Origin of the sequence: Vibrio sp. 2096 (genome assembly GCF_033339595.1) — a bacterium.
GTDB lineage: Bacteria > Pseudomonadota > Gammaproteobacteria > Enterobacterales > Vibrionaceae > Vibrio > Vibrio alginolyticus.
This window is the reverse complement of record NZ_JAWOUX010000089.1, coordinates 1-1,121: the sequence shown is the minus strand read 5'-3', so window position 1 is coordinate 1,121 and position 1,121 is coordinate 1. Positions and strand designations below refer to the sequence as shown.

Here is a 1,121-nt window from a genome sequence, read left to right as displayed (position 1 = left end):
AGTAAATTGAATGCAAACATGCCGAGTCAAACTCAATTGCGTTTGATTTGGCAAGAAGTGGCATTGGCGCAACAAGATGCCAATCCAAAGCTTAAACTCAAACAAGGAGAGATCCGACGATTCCAAAACAAATTGTACTGGGTTACGCCTCATGACGATGTGACGAGTTGGCAAGGCCATATCCAAATCGATGAGCCACTGATTTTACCAGAGAGTTTGGGGACGTTAACGCTTAGTTCGGGTTCTCATCAGCCAAATATTTCGCTGCCATCACACCCCGAGTTATTGAGGGTTACTTTCAATCCCGAAGGTTTGTCGGCACACCCCACAACACGTAGTCGCAGTCGTAAACTGAAAAAGTTATTCCAAGAATACAATGTGCCAAGCTGGTTACGTCGTCAGATCCCGATTTTGATGTACAAAGACCAAGTTGTTGCAGTCGCAGACTTGTTTGTTGATCAAACATTTAGTGGCCAAGACTGTGAACTCATTTGGCGCAAGCCTTTGTAATTCATGTCACAATATCGACCATAACTATCTCAAATAAAAAACGATTAGGTGAAGCAATGAAGAGATTAATGATCGGTGCAGTGGCTGCACTAACCATGTTGAGTGGCCAAGCTCTGGCGGGTGATGCCGCTGCGGGACAAGCTAAAGCTGCAGTATGTGCGGCATGTCATGGCGCAGACGGTAACGCAACGATTCCAGGCTACCCAAATTTGAAAGGGCAAAACGAGCAGTACATCGTGAGCTCAATCAAAGCTTACAAAAACAAAGAACGTAGCGGTGGTCTTGCTGCGGTAATGCAGGCTCAGGCGTCGCTGCTTTCTGATGACGATATTGCAAACCTTGCCGCTTACTACTCAAGTTTGAAGTAAGTAAAAAGCGCATTAACAAGTCGTTATCTTATTTCTACAAAACCAGAGCATTGCTCTGGTTTTGTTTTGTCTCGACTTAATAAACCTTATTGAGCTCAGGATTTTAGCTGATGAACCAGAGACAAACATTGAATGTTATGAGACGCTAAACGATAATATGCGCAAACGATTGAAGCTTAAGGGATGAACATGAAAAAAATTGAAGCGATTATCAAGCCATTTAAACTGGATGATGTTCGAGAA

2 protein-coding genes are annotated in these 1,121 nt (G+C 43.4%); both read left to right on the top strand.

Annotated features, from left to right (window positions below; genetic code table 11):
• Positions 1 to 510: tRNA lysidine(34) synthetase TilS (gene tilS, locus R7Q41_RS24275; protein WP_318144738.1), on the top strand; the 510-nt coding region annotated here is incomplete at its 5' end.
• 56 nt (positions 511 to 566) lie between these two features.
• On the top strand, positions 567 to 878 hold the full coding sequence (locus tag R7Q41_RS24270) for a c-type cytochrome (protein ID WP_025795805.1): 312 nt from the start codon (positions 567 to 569) through the stop codon (positions 876 to 878).
• Positions 879 to 1,121: the final 243 nt, after the last annotated feature.